Below are 20,724 nucleotides of genomic sequence, written 5' to 3' on the forward strand. Positions count from 1 at the left end.
GACTAATAACATGCTTTTAATCTTGACCTGAATTTTTTTGCTGCATATTATCGGGCAGTGTTGTACCGAGATTGTATTCGGGCGATTCTCAGCAGACACACATAAAGATGTGACTGACTACAAAAAACAACGAGATACTCTGAAGAGTCATCCAGGGAGTTAAATATGTTCACCAATAACAAGCTAAGCAAAGCAGTTCGGCTAGCAATGGTTTTCGGTGCTGCAACAACATTGGCATTTGCCGGTTCTGTTTCAGCGCAAGAAACTGAAGAAGACGAAACAGCAAAAAAAGATGAAAAAACTGAACGCATTCAGGTTGTCGGCTCGCGCATCCGCACTGATGGTTTAGATAGCGCTTCTCCTATTACTATTATCAGCACTGAATTAGCAAAAGACCAAGGTTTAAGTACTTTAGGTGAATTACTGCGTACTTCTACTGTTGCTGCTGGCTCAAGCCAATTAATCTCAGCATTATCTGTTGGTTTCGTCACTGCCGGTGGTGCGGGTAACGAATCAATCTCTATGCGTGGTTTAGGTGCTAACCGCACATTAGTATTATTAAACGGCCGTCGTGCTGGCCCTGCGGGTACTCGCGGTCAAGTTGCTGCTTTCGATTTAAACTCAATTCCTTTATCTGCGGTAGAGCGTATTGAAGTATTAAAAGACGGTGCGTCTTCTTTATACGGTTCTGACGCAGTAGCCGGTGTTATCAACATCATCACCAAAAAAGGCGATGGTTCTAACGTTACTGTTAACCTTGACCAGCCATTTGAATCTGGCGGTGAAAATTATCGTTTAAATGCAACTTACGGCAAAACCTTTGACCGTGGTTCATTCCGCGTGGTAGCTGACTATAACTTGCAAACTGAGTTAGCGCGTGGCGATCGTGATTTCTTCGATTGTAACCAGCGTTTATTCTACAGCCAAGCTAACCCAGGTGAGCGTACTGATCCTATCGATCCACGTACCGGTGATTACCACTGTAGTGCTTCGCAATACGGCGTATGGATTTTCAACTATGCACCAGGCGCCTCAAACTTCCGTACTGGCGTAAAAGCTCAATATGACTACGACGGTTTTTTCGCGGCTGCTAACCGTCCAACCTTTAACAGCTTAATTACTTCACCTGGTCCTAATAACATTTCTGTACCAAACGGTTGGTACCCTGTTTCTTACGATAAAGAAACAGATGGCTGGGCTGATGCTGATCACCCATTCCAAAACGCACAATCTATGATCCCAGAAAGCGAAGTGGCTTCTGTGTTCATGATGGGTGATTATGATTTAACTGATAATATTTCAGCCTATTCTGAGTTAATTTACAGTCAACGTAAGACTGAAGTGAACAGCTTCCGTCAGTTCTGGACCGCGCAATTAGGTGGCAGACGTTACATTCGTGGTGGTACAGTTGATGGATGGGGTGGTGATGCTGTAGGTTTCATGCCTGTTGCGATGACTGACCACTCTGGCGGTGAAACGACTATTGATTACAGTCGTTACGTATTAGGCTTAGAAGGCTCATTAGGTGATTGGTCTTGGGATGTGTCATTCCAAAACAGTTACAACAAAGGTACATACAACAACAAAGTTATCCTATTTGATGCGATGGATATGGCTCAAAATGCTGTATACGGTGGCCCATGTGCCGGTGCAGTATCACCTGTTTCAGGTAAGGCCTGTACACCAGTAGATTGGTTAAGCCCAGATCACATCAATGGTAATCAATCTCAAGCCGTTAAAGACTTCTTATTTGATATTGACTATGGTGTAACAACTTATCGTCAATCAACTATCGACGGTTATATCACCGGTGATTTGTTTGAATTACCAGCCGGTATGATCAGTACTGCGGTAGGTGCATCATTTCAACAAGATGCGTTAAATGACGTGCCAGGTGAAGCTACTTTAGCAGGCAACTTGTGGGGTTCTACGGGTGCCGGTATCACTGCTGGTTCTGCCAACACTCGTGCAGTTTACAGTGAAGTGTTTGTGCCAGTTTTACGTGATATGTTCTTAGCGGAAAGTTTGGATATCACCGCTTCTGGTCGTTGGACTGATGTTTCTACTTACGGCTCTGATTCAACGTTTAAAGTATCTGCAAACTGGGTTATCGGTAACGGATTCCAAGTTCGTGCTTCTCGTGGTTCTTCATTCCGTGCTCCGGCACTGTTTGAGTTGTTCTTAGAAGGCCAAACGGGCTTCTTGAACCAAACTGGTAACGATCCTTGCTTAAACTGGTCTGCTCGCTTAGATGAAGGTACAATTGACCCTCGTATAGCGGCTAACTGTAATGCTGATGGTGTGCCAGCTACTTATGTTAATCCAGGTAGCTCAATGACTTCTATCACCGGTGGTGGTGCAGGTCTACTTGAAGCCGAAACCTCGATTTCCCAAGGCATTGGTATTGTTTGGAAGAGCCCGGAAGACAAATTTGGTTTCTCAGCAGATTACTACGATGTTGTGATCAGCAGCCAAGTGTCTAACATTGGTGGTGGTACTGTTTTAGACTTATGCTACCGTTCAGAAAACTTCCCAAATGAGCCATTCTGTGACCAGTTTACGCGTCGTGATGGTTCTGCAGCAGGCGACTTTGGTATTGACACCGTTCGTGGTGGTTATGTCAACGTAGCACAACAAAAAGTCCGTGGTACTGACTTCTTGTTTACTTACCAAGATGATTTTGATTTTGGTTCATTACGTATTCGCTTAGATCACACGGTTCAGTTTGAGCGTTCATTCAAGCAGTTCCCTGACAGTGATCCTTCGCAATATGTTGGTGATGTAGGTGATCCGAAGCACGTAGGTACGTTAAGCACCACGTTAAATCGTGACGGCTGGCGTTACACTTGGAACATGCGTTATGTTTCAGGCACAGACGATTACAAATACTTCGCGAATGGTAACCAGACGACTTACCGTGGTCAGCCATCAACGTTTATTGCTGAAACACCTACTTACATCCTACACTCTGCTTCAGTACAAAGAGATATCTATGGTGTAGATGTGACCTTCGGTATTGCAAACTTGTTTGATAAAGCACCGCCACAAGGTTCTCCAGCAGGCGTACGTACAGCGGGTAACTCTATCCTGTACTCTCAGTATGAGTTCATTGGCCGTCGTGCATTCTTGAACATGTCTTACGATTTCTAATTTGCGCTAGCGAATTAGTGATAGTTTGAATAAAGCCCCGTTTTGCGGGGCTTTTCTTTTGTGATAATTCAAGCCTAATGCTTTTCAAATAGGCATAAATTCATTACCATAAGCACCAGTTTTGATTTGAATCAACTTTTGCGCGGTAGAAATAAATGGCTGACGAAAACTTTAAAGACTCTTTGAATGCAAAACAGATACTGATATTTGTAATTGTTTTTGTAAGTTTGCTGTGTTTAGTGCCAATTTTACGCTGGGTACAGTTATTGGGTTAATGCAGTTTTGCATTTGCCAGATAGCCGCCACTCGGGCGGCTTTTTTATCGGTTTAATACAAGGGTAAAGCAATGGATTATCAAGCATTAGCAGCAGAATTGAAGCGCGTGATCAAAACGGTAGAAAACTACCCGAAACCGGGCATTACTTTTCGGGATGTTACCAGCTTAATGCAAGATGGCCCCAGTTTTAAAAAAGTGATTGATGCTTTTGCGGCGCATTATCAGCAGCAAGGTATTACTAAGATTATTGGTACGGAATCTCGCGGTTTTATTTTTGGGGCGCCTTTGGCTTATGCGTTGGGTATTTCGTTCGTGCCTGTGCGTAAACCAGGTAAATTACCTCGCGAACGGATCTCGCAGGCATACACCTTAGAATACGGCCAAGATGCACTGGAATTACATGCTGACGCCATCGCTGCAGGTGATAAAGTGTTATTGGTTGATGATTTGCTAGCCACTGGCGGTACTATCGATGCTACCGTGCAATTAGTGCGTCGTTTAGGCGGTCAAGTTGAAGATGCGGCCTTTGTTATCGCTTTACCTGAATTAGGGGGCGTGGCAAGACTTGAAGCCTTAGGCTTGAAACTTTGCAGTTTGGTTGAGTATCAAGGCGAATAAGTTTAGGCTAGGCACTGTGATGTTAGGTGCAGGAAAGCGGGCATGAGTTATCAGGTTTTAGCAAGAAAATGGCGGCCACGTCATTTTAGTGAGTTGGTAGGGCAACAGCATGTAAAAACCGCGTTGGCGAATGCCCTAACCAGCAGTCGCTTACATCATGCTTATTTATTTACCGGCACCCGTGGTGTCGGTAAAACGACCATCGCCCGTATTTTTGCCAAAAGTTTAAATTGTGAAACGGGTATTACCGCAACGCCTTGTGGCCAGTGTAGTGCTTGCCAAGAAATTGATGCCGGCAATTTTGTTGATTTGCTCGAAATTGATGCGGCTTCTCGAACTAAGGTTGAAGACACCCGCGATCTACTGGATAACGTGCAATATGCACCCAGTCGTGGTCGTTTTAAAGTGTACCTGATTGATGAAGTGCATATGCTGTCGCGGCATAGTTTTAATGCTTTATTGAAAACCCTGGAAGAGCCTCCGCCGCACGTCAAATTTTTGCTTGCAACGACTGATCCGCAAAAGTTACCCATCACGGTCCTCTCGCGTTGTTTACAATTTAGTTTAAAAGCCCTGACGCCGGTGCAAATTGAGCAGCATTTAGCAGAAGTGCTGGCTGCCGAGCAGATCCCGTTTGAAGCGGCTGCGCTCACCGCCTTAGCCAAGGCGGCCAAAGGCAGTTTACGCGATTCGTTAAGTTTAACCGACCAAGCCATTGCGCTAAGTAATAGCAATCTTACCGTCGAAACCGTGCGTCAGATGTTGGGCTTATTAGATACCCGTTTTGCTGTAAGTTTACTGAGTGCGCTGTTAGCCGCCGATATGGCGCAGCTGCAGCAGGCGTTACAAGAACTGTTAAGTCAACAATCTGATTATCAGCAGGTGTTAGATGATATGTTGTCGCTGTTGCATCTGACCGCGCTAACACAACTGCAGCCTGCTGCGTCAGACTTATCTGAACAAGCCGAAATGATCCGTTACTGGGCTGCGCATTTAGCGCCTGAGGCGGTGCAGTTGTATTATCAATTGTTAATTAGTGGCAAGAAGGAGCTCCCTTTCGCACCAGAGCCGGTGGTCGGGCTAGAAATGGCGTTATTACGGGCCATGGCCTTTGTACCCGCGAGCCGTACAGAGCCGCAAAGTTCGGCGCCAACGCAAGCGCTATCAACACCAGCCGCCTCGACACCTCAGGCACGCCCAGCCGTAATGACTGCGCCAATTGCTCCACACGCTATGGCGCCCGTTACTGCGCCAAGTCAGGTAACCTCTGCGGCAGCTGAACCACACCAACCCACTGAGGCGGCGGCAATAGCCTCGGCGCCGACAGAAACGTTAAGCGCCAGTGTTACAATGTCTAACACGGCCTTAGGCAATAACCCGATTGCCACGCCTGATAAGCATAGCGCTACTCCAGTAGCATCGGCGATAGATGAGGGAACCGCGCGTATTATGGCTCGGCGTGGGGTGCAAGTGACGGCAGCACCGCCAGCGGTGGAGACAGTCGCAGGAAAAAAGCCTGAGCGCCCGATGGCGCTGCCTCAGCCTGAATTACCTCAACGTTTAAATACGCCGCCATCCGCCATGGCTGCTACAACAAAACCGCAACAAGCCACAGCGGTAGTACCCGAGCCTGCTGCAAAGTTAGAGCCCCGTTCACACCAGCATGACGATGAAGATAGTGCCACTGCAGATGACACCGTTAGCTTTGCTGAGCAACAAGCGTTAACGGAAGCATGGTGGCAGCAGCAGCAATTTGATGTTTTACCCAGTAATGATACCGATGAGCTTGACGAGCAACGTTTTTCTATTCGTTTTGCCGCTCAGGTCGATGCCTGGTCGCGCTTAATCGAACAGCTATCGATTGGGGGGTTATTACGTTTATATTTATTACACAGTGCTATGCAGCAAAATGGCCTGCAAGTGCAATTGCAGGTAGCCCAATCGCAGCAACATTTGGACAAGGGCGATTTTCGTGAAAAGCTGTATGCGGCAATTAGCCCGGTATTTCCTGCCAATTTTCAGTTAGAGATTCAATACTTAGCAGAGATTAATGCCAGTCCGTTAGCGATCCAGCAGCGTATAGAACATGAACGCAAAGACTATGTCAGCCGCTTGTTGCAACAAGATCCCAAGCTGCAAGCCATTCAACAGATATTTAGTGCAGAGCTGCAACTTGACACCTTGCAGGTGAATTAACCTTGTAATTTGTTGAGCGAGTATTTATCTTGTCGCCAACAATTTCCACATCCACAAAATAGAGAGATAGAGTATGTTTAAAGGTGGCATGGGCAATATCATGAAGCAGGCGCAAGCCATGCAAGAAAAAATGGCGAAAGTACAAGCTGAAATCGCCACAATGGAAGTCACGGGTGAATCAGGCGCGGGTTTGGTTAAAGTGACCATGACGGGCAATCACAATGTGCGTCGAGTGACTATCGATGACAGCCTGATGAGTGATGATAAAGAAATGCTAGAAGATTTGGTGGCTGCAGCATTAAATGATGCCGTGCGCCGGGTCGAAGAAAACAATAAAGAGCAGATGGCGAAAGTAACTGGTGGCATGCAATTACCGCCAGGTATGAAGATGCCGTTCTAATTATGGCGAAGTTAACGCCCCTGTTACAGCAACTGATTGAAGCTTTGCGCGTTTTACCTGGTGTTGGGCCAAAATCGGCCCAGCGCATGGCTTTTCAGTTACTTGAGCGTAATCGTAGCGGTGGCGCTCGGCTGGGCACGGCTTTAGTGGCCGCGATGGAAGGGATAGGGCAATGCCAGCAATGCCGTACCTTTTCTGAGCATAGCCTGTGCGCCATCTGCAGTGATGTGAAGCGACAACAAGCCGATGTGCTGTGTGTGGTAGGGTCTGCTGCGGATCAACTTGCAATAGAGCATACTGGGCAGTTTCAAGGGCGTTATTTTGTATTAATGGGCTATCTGTCTCCCTTAGATGGCGTTGGCCCAGCAGAGTTAGGCCTCGATGCATTAGCGGCACAATTAGCTCAAGGAAAACTCACTGAGTTAATCTTGGCAACCAATCCTACGGTTGAAGGTGAGGCGACAGCTTTTTATATTGCTGAGCTTTGCCAGAAATACGGTTGTAAGGTCACGCGTTTAGCGCAAGGACTGCCTTTTGGCGGTGAGTTAGAATATATCGACGGCACCACTTTGGCGCACGCCTTTAGTGGCCGTAAAAGCTTTTAATCCAGCGTAAAGAGTCTACTTAACCGTTAGCGTGGCTAAGTAGACTAAAAATCGACGCTTGAATTCCTACTGTTAACCCCCATATCCCTTGATGAAAAGGCAGGTACTTCGTACTTGTTGTCGCACTTATATTATTTTTGTTGAGGACTCACCAAATGACTGATACCACTGCCACCCAGTCTGGCCAGAAACAAACCCATGGCTTTCAGGCGGAAGTTAAGCAACTGCTGCAACTGATGATCCACTCGCTGTATTCAAACAAAGAAATCTTCTTACGCGAATTGGTGTCAAATGCCTCGGATGCGGCAGATAAACTGCGGTTTTTAGCCCTTTCAGACAGCAGCCTGTATGAAAATGACGGCGAGCTGCGCGTACGAATCAGTTTTGACGAGAAAGCACGTACCCTAACCATTAGCGATAACGGCATTGGTATGGATGAAGCTGAAGTGATTTCGCACCTGGGTACTATTGCGAAATCAGGTACTAAAGAGTTTTTCTCTAAACTGTCCGGTGATCAAAGCAAAGACTCGAAGTTAATTGGTCAATTTGGTGTAGGTTTCTATTCTGCTTTTATCGTTGCGGACAAAGTCACCGTGCGTACCCGTAAGGCCGGCTTGGCTGCAGACAGTGCCGTAGAGTGGGAATCATCAGGCGAAGGTGATTACAGCTTAGCGCCCATTGTTAAAAATGAACGTGGTACTGAAATTACCTTACACTTACGCGAAGGTGAAGACGAATTTTTAAGCCGTTGGAAAATTGAAAGTACGGTAACTAAGTACTCCGATCATATTTCTATTCCGGTAGAAATGTGGGAAGAAGGTACTGAAGCTCGTGAAGAAGACGGTGAAACTATCGCGGCAACGCCAGGCCACTGGAAAGCGGTTAACAAAGCCACTGCGTTATGGACACGTGATAAATCTGATATTTCAGATGAAGAGTATCAAGAGTTCTACAAGCATATTTCACACGATTGGAGTGAGCCATTAAGCTGGAGCCACAACAAAGTTGAAGGTAACTCGAATTACACCAGCTTGTTATATGTGCCGAAAAAAGCGCCGTTTGATATGTGGAACCGTGAAGCTAAGCATGGTTTAAAACTCTATGTGCAGCGCGTGTTTATTATGGACGATGCTGAACAATTTATGCCGAGCTACCTGCGCTTTATTAAAGGTGTGTTAGATTCGAGCGATCTGCCGTTAAACGTGTCTCGTGAAATTCTGCAAGATAATAAAGTCAGCCAAAGCCTGCGCAAAGGCTGCAGCAGCCGTGCTTTGAAGATGTTAGAAAAGCTGGCTAAAGATCCCGAGCAATATCAAAGTTTTTGGAATGAGTTCGGCCAAGTGCTAAAAGAAGGTCCGGCTGAAGATCATAACAACAAAGAGCAAATCGCCGCCCTGTTACGTTTTGCCTCCACTCAAAATGAGGGCAGTGAGCAAAACGTGGCATTAGCCGATTATGTGGCTCGAATGAAAGAAGGCCAAGATGATATTTATTTCTTGGTTGCCGACAGTTTTGAGGCTGCGAAACACAGCCCACATCTGGAAGTGTTCCGCAAAAAGGGCATCGAGGTTTTATTACTCTCTGATCGAATTGACGAGTGGTTGGTGCAACACTTACCTGAATTTGATGGTAAGAAGCTGCGTTCAGTCGCTAAAGGCGGTTTAGATTTATCTAAGTTAGATGATGAGGAAACCAAGCAGGCACAACAAAAAACTGAAGAAGCCTTCGCCACGGTAGCGGAGCGTTTTAAAGCAGCTTTAGGCGATCAAGTTAAAGACGTGAAAGTCAGTCATCGTTTAACGGATAGCCCAGCCTGTGTGGTAACGGATGAGTATGACATGAGCACGCAGATGATTAAATTGATGGAATCTGCTGGCCAAAAAGTACCTGAAGTGAAGCCCATTTTCGAGTTAAACCCAGAACATCAACTGGTGAAGCATATTGCGGAAGAGCAAGATGAACAGCAGTTTAAGCAATGGGCCGAGGTGTTGTTAGATCAAGCTTTACTGGCCGAACGGGGGAGTTTGAAAAACCCAGCGGGCTTCGTAACCCGTTTAAACGGTTTACTGTTAGCGTTGGCAAAGTAACCACTGTTAAATGCTCGTTTAAAATGACCGCTTAGGCGGTCATTTTTTTAGCTTATTGTTATTGAGAAAGTTTCGATTTTTACAGCTATACTTACAGCCATAAAAAAAGAAAGCTTATAGGTGTAGTATGACAACATTTTGGCGTAGTTTAGGCTTAGGTGTACGTTTAACGGTTATTATTGTTAGTGTATTTTTGATAGGGATTGTCTCGTTAAGCAGTTTGGTCTTCGTTAAATATAAATCCTCACAAACCGCAGATGAAATAACAACATTAAGCAGTGCCGCTAGTTCGAACGCGGACGTTTTTACCGATTGGTTATTAGTGCGCCAAGATGAGATGCGCTTGTTGGCTACGTTGCCGAGTATCCAACAATTAGATTTAGCATTAGCCACGCAATTGATGCAACAACTGGCACAAAACTCAGGTGTATATGACACCATCTTTGTGGTTGGGTTAGACGGAATTGGTCAGGCGGGGGTCAGTTTTAGTAATGGCCAAGCCAAGGTGTTATCGTCTGCTGAAAATGCCGCTTTTAACGTAGCTGATCGCGCTTGGTTTAAACAGGCGGTCAGCGGTCAGGATGTATTCTCACAGCCTGTGGTATCCCGTGCAACCGGTCAAACCGTCAGTACGGTTGCTATTCCTATCCGACTAAATAATCAAATTGTGGCGGTTATGCGCGGTGCCGTTAAGCTAGAAGCCATTTTTAGTAAGGTCAATGAGCTCAAGCTTAACGAGCATACCGAAATATATTTGCTTGATACGGCCGGTATTGCTTTATCACCGGCGGCATCAATTAACAATAAAGATCCACTACAAACGCAGGCCGCAGTGGCAGCTCGACAACAGCAAAGTGGCACTGGATTATATCAAAATGCGGCGGGAACGGCCGTGATTGGTAGCTATCAATACATTCCTATGCTTGGCTGGAGCCTTGTGGTAGAAAGCCGGCAACAAGAAGCCTTAGCCGAAGTGAACAATATGTTGTACACCTTGCTAATGGCTGCACTGTTCATCATGGTCATCGCGACCTATATTTGTATTTTTATTGTAAAAGGCGTAACACGGATTTTAGGCGGCGAACCTGAGTATGCCGCAGCAATGGTACATCAGGTATCACAGTTCGATCTTACTGCGTCAATTCAACTAAGCCAAGGTGATAACAGCAGTTTATTAGCGTCTATCGCCACGATGCAGCAACGCTTGCGGCAAATGCTCGGTGAAGTAGGAAATTATTCTGATCAGGTAGCGGCAGCAGCTACAGAGTTAGCGCAAATTAATCAGCACACCACCGACGGAATGCAGCGACAAAGCACTGAAATTAGCAGTGCTGCGGTTGCCATGAATGAAATGACCAGTACTTTGCAAGACGTGTCACGGAACACCCAGCAAGCAGCCGAGGCGGCCACACAGGCTGAGCAGCAAAGTAAGCAGGGTCGAGTAGTCGTCAGTAACACCGTACTTGATTTATCCAACCTATCTAAAGAAGTCAGTTCGGCAGCGGCTATTATTCGTTTATTAAAACAGGATAGCGATCAGATAGGCAGTATTTTACAAGTTATCGAAAGTATCGCTGAGCAAACTAATTTGCTGGCGCTAAATGCGGCTATAGAAGCCGCCAGAGCCGGCGAAAGTGGTCGAGGTTTTGCGGTTGTGGCGGATGAAGTTCGAACACTGGCTAGCCGTACTAAAGACTCTACAACTGAAATCAAACAGATGATTGAAAAACTGCAACGCGGCACAGAAAAAGCCGTTAACGCGACGGTAAACAGTGAAAACAATGCACAAAAAACAGCTGAAAACGCGACTCGCGCCGAACAGGCTTTAATATCAATTAATGAGGCTATTGAGCTGATTAGCGCCACTACGCATCAAATAGCGACCGCAACGGAACAACAAACCGTGGTATCGCATGATATTAATCAAAACTTTCATTCGATTAGTGATGTGGCAGAGCAAACTAACCTGAACGTACAGCAATCTTCGCAGGCCAGTGATGCTTTATCCACGCTAGCCGAGCAGCTACAAGAATTAGTAAAGCGTTTCAGACTTTAGTCTGATAATGGCCAGAAAGCCGCTGAAAACCTTGTCACTTATTTTGCTTACTCAGTGATAACACCTTGTAACGGCGGCTTTGGCTAGACTATCGACTAAAGGCTAGGTATACCGCTGTTTCAGGTAGCACCAGTTGACAAATTTCTTGTTTCAAAGAGCGCATTATGCAAAGATCAAGCCTGACAAAAACTACAAATTGATCCCAAAAGACGAGGATGATCGCTATGCGCATAATTTTGTTAGGGGCCCCTGGCGCCGGAAAAGGAACTCAGGCACAGTTTTTAATGAGCAAATATGGTATTCCACAGATTTCAACTGGGGATATGTTACGTGCGGCGATTAAAGAGGGCTCAGAACTCGGCGTGGCTGCAAAGAAGATTATGGATGCTGGACAGCTGGTATCTGATGAATTAATTATCGGTTTAGTAAAAGAGCGTGTAGCAAAAGCAGACTGTGCCAATGGCTTCTTATTAGATGGCTTTCCACGTACTATTCCACAAGCTGATGCCATGAAAGATGCCGGCATTAGTGTGGATCACGTTATTGAATTTGATGTGCCAGATGATGTTATCGTCGAGCGCATGAGCGGTCGCCGTGTGCATCCCGCTTCAGGTCGTGTTTATCATTTAGTCTATAATCCACCGAAAGTGACCGGTAAAGATGATGAAACGGGTGAAGAGTTAGTGACACGGGTGGATGATTTAGAAGAAACCGTGCGTAAACGCTTAGCGATTTACCATGAGCAAACGGAATTATTAGTGGGTTATTATCGTGAAACTGCGGCCCGCGGTGAAACGCAATATCACCATATTGACGGTACTCAGGCAGTCGATGCGGTGAGTCAGCAACTGGTAACATTGCTAGATTAATCGCCTATCTTGCCCAGTGACGCATAAAAAAACCGGCTACGCCGGTTTTTTTATTTTTAATCCCTTGGTTAGCGCAACATTAAGACGCCGTAAGCTGCTGCAACGCCGCCAGTGCCGCTGCATAATCGGGCTCTTGGGCCAGTTCTGGCACTAATTGTTGATAAGCCACTTTGCCTTTATTGTCGATTAAAATAATAGCGCGTGTTAACAAGCCCATATCTTTAATCAGTAAACCATAGTTACTGCCAAAATCACGCCACACCGCATCGGATAGCACCGCCATCGCTTCTACTTGTTCTTGTTGGCAAAAACGTTTTTGGGCAAAGGGCAGATCAGCACTGATGGTTAGTAGCACGACGTTTTCCGGTAATTTAGCTACTTCTTCATTAAAACGCTTGGTTTGTAATGAGCAAACACCGGTATCAATACTGGGTACTACACTGATCATCAGTGTTTTACCTTTGAAATCTTCTAGGCTGACTTTTTTAAAGTTGTTATCGACTACTTTAAAATCAGGCGCTTTTTTACCCGTAATTAACGGTTTACCTAATAATATAACTTGCTGATCACCGGCTTTTACGGCGCTCACCCGCGCTGGGAGCTTTTCGGTGATGTCGATGGCTTGAATTGAAAAGCTGCCAAAAGTAAGGCAAAGTGCTATTAGTAGATTATTTCTATTCACGGTTTTTAAAAACATTTTGCTGCTCCAATGGTTAATCAGCGTTATGATAATATTAACTGCTGCAATGCGAGAAAGTTATGACGCCTGCAATTTTGATTTGTGATGATTCTAATCTGGCTAGAAAGCAACTGGCTAGAATCTTACCACAGGATTGGCAACCCAACATTTATTTTGCCGGACACGGCGCTGATGCGCTTAGCACCTTAAAGAAACAGTCGATTGATTGGTTGTTGCTTGATTTAAATATGCCGGTAATGGATGGCTATCAGGTGCTAACTGAGCTAAATCAATTGCAATTACCAGTGCAGGTTATTGTGATCTCTGGTGATGTGCAGCCTGAGGCGCACGAACGGGTAATGGCCTTAGGTGCGAAGGCATTTTTAAAAAAACCTATAAGTGCTGTTGAGTTATCGGCCTTTTTGCCGATAAACGATATGGCGTTATTGACAACACCCAAGGCACGCGTTGCACCAAAAGTCGCAGATACTTTACAACTGAATGATGAATTGCGCGATGTGATGAAAGAAGTTGCCAATGTCGCCATGGGACAAGCGGGGGATTTACTGGCGCGTTTGCTGAATGTGTTTGTTAATTTACCAATCCCAAATGTTAATGTGATTGAAGTCAGTGAGTTGACGATGGCATTAGCGTCGATTGATCCGAACAGTGAAAATTCGGCTATTTGCCAAGGGTTTATCGGGAGTGGTGTGGCTGGTGAGGCGTTGTTAATTCTGACTGACTCGAGTTTTGCTGATATTGCCCGTTTGCTGAATTATCATGGCGAAATGAATAGCACTGTCGAATTAGAGCTATTGATGGATATTGCGAATATCTTAATTGGTGCTGTTCTTAAAGGCATTGCAGAGCAAATTGATATTACTTTTAGCCAAGGGCACCCGGTGGTGCTGGGCCAACACGCCGCGATTAATGAGTTAATTAAAGCGAATTCAAAGCGTTGGAAAACCACCCTAACAATAGAATTAAGTTACGGCATTGAAAATTTTAATATTAATTGTGATTTATTACTGCTGTTTACTGAGGATAGTTTGAAAACCTTGAATTATAAACTCGCTTTTTTAATGGATGATGCGTTATGACAGAGCAAAGTGCTGGCATAGCAGATATTCATTGGCTGATGGACATGTTACAAACTGTGGATGTTGGGTTGGTGATTGTTAATGAAGATTATCGGATCCAACTGTGGAACGGTTTTATGGAAAACCATAGCGGCCTAACGCCACGTCAAGTGCGTGAACATTATTTGTTTGATTTGTTTCCGGAAATTGATGAAGACTGGCTAAGACGTAAGTGCGATCCGGTGTTTCTGTTAAAAAATCGCGCCTTTACTATTTGGGAACAACGTCCATATATTTTTCGTTTTAATAATTATCGTCCCATTACTGGCAACGCTGATTACATGTATCAAAACAGCACGATATTTCCAATCACCGATAGTCGCGGCGAGGTTAGCCATCTGTGTTTTATGATTTACGATGTGACCGATGCCGCAATTAACAAATTAGCGTTACAGCAAACTAATCAGCAACTTCGTGAGTTATCCAGTACCGATTACCTAACGCAGATACGTAATCGCGGTAATTGGGAAGAGCACTTAAAACTGGAGTTTGATCGTTTGCAGCGTTATCCGCAACATCACAGCAGTTTAATTATGTGTGATATCGATCATTTTAAAAAAGTGAATGATACCTTCGGACATGCCGCTGGTGACTTGGTTATCCAAAAGGTGTCCGATGTGATTCGTAAAAGTTTGCGGACAACCGATATTGCCGGGCGTTACGGCGGTGAAGAATTTGCAATTTTACTGCTCGATACCACCGCCGATCAGGCGCAATATTTAGCCGAACGAGTGCGTCGAAAGATTGAACAACTCGACATTATGTATAATCAGCAGCTGATTAAAGTGACGATGAGTTTCGGTTTGGTGGAACGAGATGTAAACATCCAAAATTGTCTACAGTGGATTGAAACCGCAGACAAAGCCTTATATCAATCCAAACAAAATGGACGTAACCAAGTGACACTTTTTAAAGCCTGAGTGTTGAGCAACCCTATTCTAATAACGCGACCGTCTTGATGCGTGTAAATCTAGCTTTTGTGGGCTACACGACGGCAGTTTGATGAAATCAAAATACAAACCAAAAAAATACCCAGCCGAAGCTGGGTATTGAGCGAAAAACTGCTTAAAAATTATTTAGCGAAGTTTTCTGCAGCGAAGTTCCAGTTAGCTAGGGCCCAGAAGGCGTCTAAGTAAGTTGGGCGTGCATTGCGGTAATCGATATAGTAAGCGTGTTCCCACAGATCGACAGTGATGATCGGCGTGACTGCTGCATCTTGGATTGGCGTGCCAGCATTGCTGGTGTTGACGATATCTAAACTACCATCAGCCTTTTTCACTAACCAAGTCCAGCTTGAACCGAAGTTGTTCACGGCTTTGTCGTTGAATGCCGCTTTAAAAGCATCAAATGAACCCCATTTTGCATTGATGGCATCAGCTAACGCGCCGCTTGGTTGGCCGCCTGCATTTGGTGCTAAGCAATGCCAATAGAAAGTGTGGTTCCAAACTTGGGCTGCGTTGTTAAATACGCCGCCTTCACTTGAGCGAATGATTTCTTCTAGCGATTGAGTGGCATATGGTGTGCCTTCAACTAAACCATTTAATTTTACGACGTAAGTATTGTGATGCTTGCCGTAGTGATATTCCAAAGTTTCCGCAGAAATATGTGGGGCTAACGCATCTTTCGCATAAGGTAATGCTGGTAATTCAAAGGCCATTGTTGCTCTCCGTTCACGTTGTTAAATGTGTCTGCATCGCTTAGACTACAAAACCTGACTAAAATACTCAAGTTTATTCGTTGAGCGATTGGGCTTTGCCACTCGGCTGCTGCCGGGACATTATTATCTGTTTAGCAGATATTGGGTTCTTTCTGAAAAACTCAAGTGCTTGGCGGCCTAATACAGGGTAAAATATTGACACAGTCATGTTAAACCGTGAGGACACTATGGAAACGCTAGATAAAATCAAACAGCAAATCGCTGAAAACCCGATCCTGTTATTTATGAAAGGATCACCAAAATTCCCAAGCTGTGGTTTTTCTGCCCAGGCGTCACAAGCGCTGATAGCTTGCGGTGAGCAATTTGCTTTTGTGGACATTCTGCAGCACCCGGACATTCGGGCGGAATTACCAAAATACGCCAATTGGCCAACTTTCCCACAGTTATGGGTAGAAGGTGAATTAGTGGGTGGTTGCGATATCATATTAGAAATGTTTCAACGTGCTGAATTACAGCCGTTGATTAAGGACGCGGCAGCGCGCCAAAAAGAAACCAGCGCTGAATAATTGCCCGCATGCGAAGCGGCCTCGTTGGCCGCTTTAATGTTATTCGCGATGTAGCTAATAACCTGTTTTTGTTACATCCTTCTGCATTTTTACTCTTTAATCCTAGGCTTCGTCCGTTGGCGCAGTTAAGGCATCACTCTCAGCATCGGTTGATTCTTCAGCTAAGGCGTCAGCCAGTGGCCAGCCACCGAGTTGTTGCCAGCGATTGACGATATAGCAAAATAATTCTGCGGTGCGTTCGGTGTCATACAATGCGCTATGAGCCTCTTTCGCATCAAAGGCTATGCCTGCTTGAGCACAGGCTTTGGCTAATACGGTTTGGCCTAACGCCAGCGCGGCTAAACTGGTGGTATCAAAAGAGACAAAAGCATGAAACGGCGAGCGTTTATAATTTAGCCGGTTTATCGCGGCATTAAAAAAGCCTTGGTCAAAGGCTGAGTTGTGCGCCACGATAACTGAGCGCTGGCAGCCCGCGGCTTTCTGGGCTTTGCGCACCGCTTTACAGATCTCACCAATGGCTTCGCGTTCATGAACCGCGCCTCGAAGCGGATTAAAAGGGTCAATACCATTAAAGGCTAACGAGCTGGCATCAAGGTTTGCGCCTTCAAACGGCTCAACATGAAAATGCAGCGTTTCGCCCGGGAGCAGTTGGCCTGTTTCATCCATTGTCAGTAAATTTACGGCGATTTCTAGCATGGCATCGGTTTGAGCATTAAAGCCAGCCGTTTCGATGTCGATAACTACAGGGTAGTAACCGCGAAAACGGCGAGCCAATAAGGAAGTGGTTTGAGCGGGCATCGTTGCGTTCACAGATAGGTCAATTACCAAAGATGGCGCTATTATGCCAAAAAATACGGCTTAGGTCTTGTGTTAGGCACAATGCTTGCTTAGTTTTTCAAAGGGCGCGGTTTGACGTTATGCTGCAGATGCGTCTTTTGCTGTGATTAAACGATAAATTAAAGGGATTAACCTAAGCCTATGCGTGCTTTAGCCTATGTTTTTTGTACTAGCCTGAGTTTGACTGCACTCACCTGTGTGGCGGCGTCAACACAATGGCGTCAATATTCTGCCAGCATTGAGCAGTCTAGTTGGTTATTAAGTAAAAATACGCCATTGCAGTGTCAGCTAGAGCATGAGATCCCCAATTTTGGTAAAGCGATTTTTCGTAGCCAAGCCGGTAAAGCGTTGAATATGGATTTTGAACTGAGCATGTTGCGCCTGCCAGATAATTACGATCTCGCCGAAGTGATGTCGGTACCACCGCAATGGCGTGCGGGTGAAAAAACCAAAGCGGTGGCCAGTATGAAACTGTTAAAGCAATTTAACGGTGATCTGCCTAAAAAAGTGGCTTGGACCTTACTCACTGAGTTAGAGCAGGGGTTTAGCCCAACGTTTTACTACGCCGATTGGTACAGCCCTTACGATAAAGTGGTGGCCGCGTTAAACCCAGTGCAGTTTCCTGCACAATACCAAGCCTTTAGTCATTGTATCGCAGCATTATTACCTTACAGCTTTGATGATATTGCCTTTACGGTACTAAGTTATGAGAGTGGCGGCGATCAACTCAGCCGAGAATCTCGTCGACGTTTAACCCAGATAGCGGAATATCTTAAGTACGATAGTGAAATCGAATCGATAGAGTTACAAGGTTATACCGACAGCTATGGCGGACGTTGGATGAACGAACAATTGTCGGTGCAGCGAGCTGAAAAGATTAAAGCATTCTTTATTGCTGCTGGGGTTACTGAAGATAAAGTACAAATCGAAGGTTTCGGTGAGCGTCGGCATGTGGCCGCGAATGAAACCTCATTAGGCCGAGCGGTTAACCGTCGTGTCGTGTTACAAATGGCAAAACCTTAAGAAGGGCCTAGCGGCCCTGAACCATCACAGACACTTCACGCCAGCCATTACGCTCGGCAATTACCACGCGGATCTGCTGCTGTTCGCGAAAGAAATACAATTGCTTTTGCGTTGCTAAGGTTTTTTGCTGATTAGGCTCGCCTAAAGCGGTGATATAAAACAGTAACAAGTCTTGCTGAGTTTGTTGGCTAAAATAATGCAATACCGCCGGCATCTTTGTTTCTAGACGGGCCATTTCTTGTGCATCATTTGGCAGCGGTATCTGCTGAAAAGCCGGTGCAGCGGCTAATTGCCCTGCGCTGAAGCTGAGCAGCAAACCTAGGGTGACAATCCAACTTCGCATAAGGCTTCCTTGTTTAATCAGTAATAGCTTGATTAACCTTAGCAAAGTTTCCGCTGCTTTGACTACTACTGGCGACGAAGTATTTCCAGAGGTACCTGCTGCGCGGCTGGGTTTCACTAGCGCGATCGGGCTATTGCGAGTATTTTTTATGATAATGCACAGACGCCTCGGCCAAGCTGAACTTAAGCGTCTTTACTTGCTTTATCTTGCAACACTAGCCTTTGTTAAAGCGATTAGCAGCCAGCTGTGCTATCGCATGGCTGCCCTGCGGTAGCGGTTCTGCCGCCAATTGACAGGCGAGTAATTCTGCTAATAGCGGTGCGTATAATAAGCCTCGAGCCCCTAAACCTGTCATCACCCATAGGTTTTTCAGCGCCGCCATCTGACCGACTATGGGCAAACGATCAGGTACGGTAGCGCGAAAGGCTGCCTTTGCTGAAATGGCCGTTATGGCCGAACTCCAAGCGGGTTGCCCCAGTTGCTGTTGTAACTCGGCAATGTTTTGCTGATCATCTTCTGTGGTTGTTTGAGCGATCTGACCATCACGGTCAAAGGTTGCGCCGACACTGTGCTCGCCTTGCCAAGCCGGCGTGAGATAGCCTTTATGACAGATCACAGTGCGTAACTGACTGATCTCTGGTGCCTGCACATGACTCACTTGCCCCCGGACACGATTAACAGGTAATGCGGCCAGTGGTGCGAGCTGACCAATATCGGCACCAGTTGCCACCAGCAAATGCTGGGCGTTATAAGTATGGTCTGCCGTTTCGATTTGCCAGCCTGTTGCTAAGGAGTGTAAAGCGGTGACATCGCAATTAAATCGCACTTCAAACCCCTGTTGTTGCTGCAAATGAGCTAGCATTGCTTGGCAAAATGCTTGAGGGCCCAGCCAGCCAGCTGTTGGCAAGAATATGCCGCTGTGCTGCAAGGCAATGCCGGCTAAGGTGGATGCCTTTGCGGCATCGACAAAATTGACCAGGTCATTTGGCCAGCTCGCCTTCGCGGCCATCTTTTGCTGGCGCGTCGCTAAATGCGTTGTGGTAGCAAGATGTAGCATGCCGCAAAACTGCAACGGAAAGTCTAATCCCAGTGCATGATAATGCTGATAAAACTGTTTGGCATAATGAAAGGCGTGGCAGTGCAGCAACGAAGCGACCGTTGGTTGTACTGTTAAGTTGGGATAAAGCGCGCCTTGTCGATTGTGCGAGGCACGCTGTGCCACATCCGCATCCGCACAAAGTAATTGCACCTTGATACCGCGCTTTAGTAAAGCGTCTGCGCTGCAAAGTGCTGCCAAACCGCCACCAATAATGGTGATATGACTAATGGCAGCCGCTCGCTGGCTTATGCTGTGGGTTTTTTCTAGCTGGCGTTCTGTCGGTACAGTAGCGGTGAGCATTTCGCGTTTACGGCCATAGCCTTTAACTTTTTTAATCTGAAAGCCCGCTTGTTGCAAGCCGCGTTTTACAATACCCGCACAGGTAAAGGTGGCCAGTGTGCATTCAGGAGCGGCTAACCGAAAGAGTTGCTCAAATAAGCTGACTTGCCACATTTCAGGGTTTTTCGAGGGCGCAAAACCATCTAAGAAAATGGCATCAACCTGGTGGTCTGTCGGGAATTGGGGTAATAAATCATTAGCGTCACCTAGCCATAAATCCAAAATAACCTGGCCCTCAGCAAACACTAAGCGATGACATCCTGCTACCGCAGGCGGATAAGCTTTTAATAATGCTTGGCTAAATTCGGCTAACTCGTGATGACAAGCCAGTGCCTTTTGCAGATCGGTGGCACTGATCGGAAATTTCTCCACGCTACTAAAATATAAACGCTGACAGGGTGCACTTGGATTTTGGGCTCGAAATTGCTGAAAACGTTGCCAACAAACTAAAAAATTGGCACCCGTACCAAAACCTGTTTCCAGCACATGAAAATACGTTTTACTCTGTTGTAACCAGCGTTCGGGTAAGCCATTTTGCTGTAAAAACACGTAATCTGTTTCGCCAAGGCCGCCTTCATCTGAAAAATAGATATCTTCGAAGTCGCTGGCAACGGGGGCGCCTTGCTGATTAAAATGAATGCGAGCGTTGGATAAAGGTTGCATGCTGGAGCCTGTGCAGAAAATTCAACTTGTAGTTTACCTCAGGCTCAAGCAAAATTGAAAACAGAGTACAACTGTTCGCTGAAAGCAGACCAGTTTTTTGCGGAAAAGCCGTAGAATAAGA

The 20,724-nt window shown here is 45.8% G+C and carries 17 protein-coding genes; 12 read left to right on the forward strand and 5 right to left on the reverse strand.

Features of this window, described 5'->3' with window-relative positions; translation table 11 throughout:
* The first annotated feature begins 165 nt into the window (after positions 1–165).
* The 8 genes from JAO78_RS02435 to adk all read left to right on the forward strand — a co-directional run bounded on the left by JAO78_RS02435 (position 166) and on the right by adk (position 12,258).
* A complete protein-coding gene (locus JAO78_RS02435) occupies positions 166–3,150 on the forward strand; it encodes a TonB-dependent receptor plug domain-containing protein (RefSeq protein ID WP_226749756.1) in 2,985 nt (994 codons plus the stop codon).
* 346 nt (positions 3,151–3,496) lie between these two features.
* Positions 3,497–4,045 carry an adenine phosphoribosyltransferase gene (gene apt, locus JAO78_RS02440; protein ID WP_226749757.1) on the forward strand — a complete coding sequence of 183 codons (549 nt, stop codon included), beginning with the start codon at positions 3,497–3,499 and terminating at the stop codon, positions 4,043–4,045.
* A 42-nt stretch (positions 4,046–4,087) separates the two neighbouring features.
* Entirely contained in the window at positions 4,088–6,241 is a 2,154-nt protein-coding gene (gene dnaX / locus JAO78_RS02445) for a DNA polymerase III subunit gamma/tau (RefSeq protein WP_226749758.1), read from the forward strand.
* Positions 6,242–6,314: 73 nt separating this feature from the next.
* On the forward strand, positions 6,315–6,641 hold the full coding sequence (locus tag JAO78_RS02450; RefSeq protein ID WP_226749759.1) for a YbaB/EbfC family nucleoid-associated protein: 327 nt from the start codon (positions 6,315–6,317) through the stop codon (positions 6,639–6,641).
* Positions 6,642–6,643: 2 nt separating this feature from the next.
* Positions 6,644–7,246, forward strand: coding sequence for a recombination mediator RecR (gene recR, locus JAO78_RS02455; protein ID WP_226749760.1), 603 nt, complete (start codon positions 6,644–6,646; stop codon positions 7,244–7,246).
* Between the two features lie 155 nt (positions 7,247–7,401).
* Positions 7,402–9,333 carry a molecular chaperone HtpG gene (gene htpG / locus JAO78_RS02460; protein ID WP_226749761.1) on the forward strand — a complete coding sequence of 644 codons (1,932 nt, stop codon included), beginning with the start codon at positions 7,402–7,404 and terminating at the stop codon, positions 9,331–9,333.
* 127 nt (positions 9,334–9,460) lie between these two features.
* The gene (locus JAO78_RS02465; protein ID WP_226749762.1) at positions 9,461–11,389 is read left to right on the forward strand and encodes a methyl-accepting chemotaxis protein; all 1,929 of its coding nucleotides are present in this window, start codon (positions 9,461–9,463) and stop codon (positions 11,387–11,389) included.
* 224 nt (positions 11,390–11,613) lie between these two features.
* Positions 11,614–12,258: an adenylate kinase gene (gene adk / locus JAO78_RS02470; protein ID WP_226749763.1), complete on the forward strand. Its 645-nt coding sequence runs from the start codon at positions 11,614–11,616 to the stop codon at positions 12,256–12,258.
* Positions 12,259–12,337: 79 nt separating this feature from the next.
* Here adk and tpx read toward each other — a convergent pair whose 3' ends face one another.
* Complete coding sequence (gene tpx / locus JAO78_RS02475; protein WP_226749764.1) at positions 12,338–12,955, reverse strand: thiol peroxidase; 618 nt, start codon at positions 12,953–12,955, stop codon at positions 12,338–12,340.
* 62 nt (positions 12,956–13,017) lie between these two features.
* On the opposite strand from tpx, the gene JAO78_RS02480 reads away from it, so the two are divergent.
* Together JAO78_RS02480 and JAO78_RS02485 are read left to right on the forward strand one after the other, a co-directional pair.
* A complete protein-coding gene (locus JAO78_RS02480) occupies positions 13,018–14,037 on the forward strand; it encodes a response regulator (protein WP_226749765.1) in 1,020 nt (339 codons plus the stop codon).
* Positions 14,034–14,996, forward strand: a complete 963-nt coding sequence (locus JAO78_RS02485; RefSeq protein ID WP_226749766.1) for a sensor domain-containing diguanylate cyclase — start codon at positions 14,034–14,036, stop codon at positions 14,994–14,996. The genes JAO78_RS02480 and JAO78_RS02485 overlap by 4 nt, the downstream gene beginning before the upstream one ends.
* Before the next feature lie 152 nt (positions 14,997–15,148).
* On the opposite strand, the gene sodB is transcribed toward JAO78_RS02485, so the two are convergent.
* Positions 15,149–15,733 carry a superoxide dismutase [Fe] gene (gene sodB / locus JAO78_RS02490; RefSeq protein WP_226749767.1) on the reverse strand — a complete coding sequence of 195 codons (585 nt, stop codon included), beginning with the start codon at positions 15,731–15,733 and terminating at the stop codon, positions 15,149–15,151.
* 227 nt (positions 15,734–15,960) lie between these two features.
* On the opposite strand from sodB, the gene JAO78_RS02495 reads away from it, so the two are divergent.
* Positions 15,961–16,299 carry a Grx4 family monothiol glutaredoxin gene (locus tag JAO78_RS02495; protein ID WP_226749959.1) on the forward strand — a complete coding sequence of 113 codons (339 nt, stop codon included), beginning with the start codon at positions 15,961–15,963 and terminating at the stop codon, positions 16,297–16,299.
* Between the two features lie 102 nt (positions 16,300–16,401).
* Here JAO78_RS02495 and rnt read toward each other — a convergent pair whose 3' ends face one another.
* On the reverse strand, positions 16,402–17,097 hold the full coding sequence (gene rnt / locus JAO78_RS02500; RefSeq protein ID WP_226749768.1) for a ribonuclease T: 696 nt from the start codon (positions 17,095–17,097) through the stop codon (positions 16,402–16,404).
* Between the two features lie 180 nt (positions 17,098–17,277).
* Here rnt and JAO78_RS02505 point away from each other — a divergent pair, with 180 nt between their 5' ends.
* A complete protein-coding gene (locus tag JAO78_RS02505; protein ID WP_226749769.1) occupies positions 17,278–18,159 on the forward strand; it encodes a flagellar protein MotY in 882 nt (293 codons plus the stop codon).
* 7 nt (positions 18,160–18,166) lie between these two features.
* Here JAO78_RS02505 and JAO78_RS02510 read toward each other — a convergent pair whose 3' ends face one another.
* Both JAO78_RS02510 and mnmC read right to left on the reverse strand, forming a co-directional pair.
* Positions 18,167–18,502, reverse strand: coding sequence for a hypothetical protein (locus JAO78_RS02510; protein WP_226749770.1), 336 nt, complete (start codon positions 18,500–18,502; stop codon positions 18,167–18,169).
* Positions 18,503–18,716: 214 nt separating this feature from the next.
* Positions 18,717–20,603: a bifunctional tRNA (5-methylaminomethyl-2-thiouridine)(34)-methyltransferase MnmC2/FAD-dependent 5-carboxymethylaminomethyl-2-thiouridine(34) oxidoreductase MnmC1 gene (gene mnmC / locus JAO78_RS02515; RefSeq protein WP_226749771.1), complete on the reverse strand. Its 1,887-nt coding sequence runs from the start codon at positions 20,601–20,603 to the stop codon at positions 18,717–18,719.
* Between the last annotated feature and the right edge of the window lie 121 nt (positions 20,604–20,724).

The sequence above is a fragment of the Alishewanella maricola genome, from assembly GCF_016343785.1.
GTDB classification, from domain to species: domain Bacteria; phylum Pseudomonadota; class Gammaproteobacteria; order Enterobacterales; family Alteromonadaceae; genus Alishewanella; species Alishewanella maricola.